This is a genomic window from Streptomyces albus subsp. albus, assembly GCF_000725885.1.
In the GTDB taxonomy this organism is placed as follows: Bacteria; Actinomycetota; Actinomycetes; order Streptomycetales; family Streptomycetaceae; genus Streptomyces; species Streptomyces albus.
In genome coordinates this window covers 1-2494 of record NZ_JODR01000067.1, presented here as the reverse complement: position 1 = coordinate 2494, position 2494 = coordinate 1, and the positions used below count along the sequence as shown (strand labels likewise).

Annotated in this window: 1 pseudogene; it reads left to right on the top strand. The window is 69.9% G+C overall.

The features are described 5' to 3' along the window. Positions 1-2494: pseudogene (locus tag IO40_RS40010) on the top strand (beta-ketoacyl synthase N-terminal-like domain-containing protein); the annotation flags it as partial.

Genomic DNA, 2494 nt, shown 5'->3' with positions numbered 1-2494 from the left:
CGGTGTGGTCGGCGGTTTGACGGTTGACCGGCTGGCTGGGGTGTGGGAGGCGAAGGCGGGTGCGGCCTGGCATCTGCATCATGCGCTGGGTGACCGTGAACTGGATGCGTTCGTTGTGTTCTCTTCTGCGGCTGGTGTGTGGGGTGGTGCGGGTCAGGGTTCGTATGCGGCGGCGAATGCCGCATTGGATGCGTTGGTGGAGCATCGGCTCGCGAATGGGCTGGTGGGTGCGTCGGTGGCGTGGGGGCCGTGGGCCGAGGGCGGTATGGCGGCGGATGAGGCGGTGCGTTCCCGGCTCGGCCGTGGCGGTGTGCGACCGCTGGAGCCCAAGGCCGCGGTCGGCATTCTGGGTTCCGCCTCGGGCTGCTTCGCTGTCGCGGACGTGGACTGGGGGCGTTTCGTACCGGGCGTGACCGCCCTTCGAGCGAGCCGCCTGTGGGACGAGATCGCGCCGCAGGGCGCCACCACGAGTGAGCAGGTGGGCGGGGCAGTCGGGCTGCGGGACCGGCTCGTCGGGGTCGTCGGCGTCGCACGGCGCGCCATGGTGACGGACGTGGTGCGCGGTCAGGTCGCGGCCGTGCTGGGCTTCGCCGACGCGGACGGACTGGACGTGTCCAAGTCCTTCCGTGACCTGGGCTTCGACTCGCTGACGGCCGTCGAGTTCCGTAACGCCCTGGCGGCCGAGACCGGCCTCAAGCTGCCTTCGACGCTGGTGTTCGACCACCCGACCCCGTCGGCTCTGACCGAGTTCCTGCTGGGCCGACTGCCCGACGCGTCCCCGGACGAGGCCCGGGACGCCGGCACCGAGCTGGACCGGCTCGAAGCCGCGCTGCTGGCCCTGCCGGCACAGGAGGTCGCGCGCCTGCGCGTCACCTCGCGCCTCCAACAACTGGTGAAACGACTGGACGGCACCTCGACCGACGACGGTGCCGCCGGCATCTCGGCGAAGATCGAAGCCGCCACGTCCGACGACATCTTCGACCTAATCGACAACGAGATCGGGACCCGGTGAGCTGATGAGTAATGAGGAGAAACTTCTCGGCTACCTGAAGAAGGTCACGCTCGAACTCCATGAGACCAAGCAGCGCTTGCGGGACGTGGAGTCGGCCGGGTCCGACCCGGTGGTCGTGGTGGGCATGGGCTGCCGTTTCCCCGGCGGCGTCGCCTCTCCCGAAGACCTGTGGCGGCTGCTGGCGGACGGCGTGGACGCGATGGGCGCGTTCCCCACGGACCGTGGCTGGGAGAGCGGCCCGGGCGTCGGTGGCTTCGTCGACGGCATGGCGGACTTCGATGCCGGGCTGTTCGGGATCTCGCCGCGCGAGGCACTGGCGATGGATCCGCAACAGCGGCTGTTGCTGGAGGGTTGCGCGCCGGGGAGTGCGATCTGGCGTTGGCCGGTGGTGTGACGGTGATGTCGACGCCGGGTGCGTTCGTGGAGTTCGAGCGGCAGGGCGGGCTGGCCGGGGATGGTCGGTGCAAGGCGTTCTCGGATGATGCGGACGGGACCGGCTGGGGCGAGGGCGTGGGTGTTCTCGTCCTGGAGCGGTTGTCGGATGCGCGGCGCAACGGCCACCGGGTGCTGGCGGTGGTGCGTGGCAGCGCAGTGAACCAGGACGGTGCATCGAACGGGCTGACTGCGCCCAACGGCCCCTCCCAGCAGCGCGTCGTCCGCGAAGCATTGACGAACGCCGGCCTGTCCACGACCGAGGTGGACGTGGTGGAGGCGCACGGGACGGGCACGTCGCTGGGTGACCCGATCGAGGCGCAGGCGCTGTTGGCCACGTACGGCCAGGACCGTCCTGGGGGCCGTCCGCTGTGGCTGGGCTCGGTCAAATCGAACATCGGACACACGCAGGCCGCCGCCGGTGTCGCGGGCGTGATCAAGATGATTCTCGCGTTGCGGCACGGGATTCTGCCGAAGACGCTGCATGTCGATACGCCGTCGTCACACGTGGACTGGTCGGCAGGCGCGGTGGAGCTGCTGACCCAGCCGCGTGAATGGCCGCGTGGTGAGCAGCCGAGACGTGCGGGAGTGTCGTCCTTCGGCGTGAGCGGCACCAACGCGCACATCATCCTGGAGGAGGCACCGCCCGCGCCGGAAGAAGAGGTTGCGGCGGACTCCACGATCGTTCTGCCGACGGTGCCATGGGTGGTCTCGGCCAAGACGGCGTCGGGAGTCGCGGCGCAGGCCGCGCGGTTGGCATCCGGGGTGGTCGGACTGGACGCGGTGGACGTGGGTCTGTCGTTGGCGACCACGCGTTCCGGTCTTGAGCACCGGGCTGTTGTGTTGGGCGGGGATGCGGAGGAGCTGCGCGCGCAGCTCGCGGCCCTGGCGGCCGGTGAGCGGATGCCGGGCATGGCTCGCTCCGGTCTGACGGGGTTCGTGTTTGCGGGTCAGGGTGGTCAGCGTCTCGGTATGGGCCGGGAGTTGGCGGAGATCTTCCCGGTGTTCGCCGATGCGCTGGACGAGGTGTGTGCGCACTTCGACGGGCTG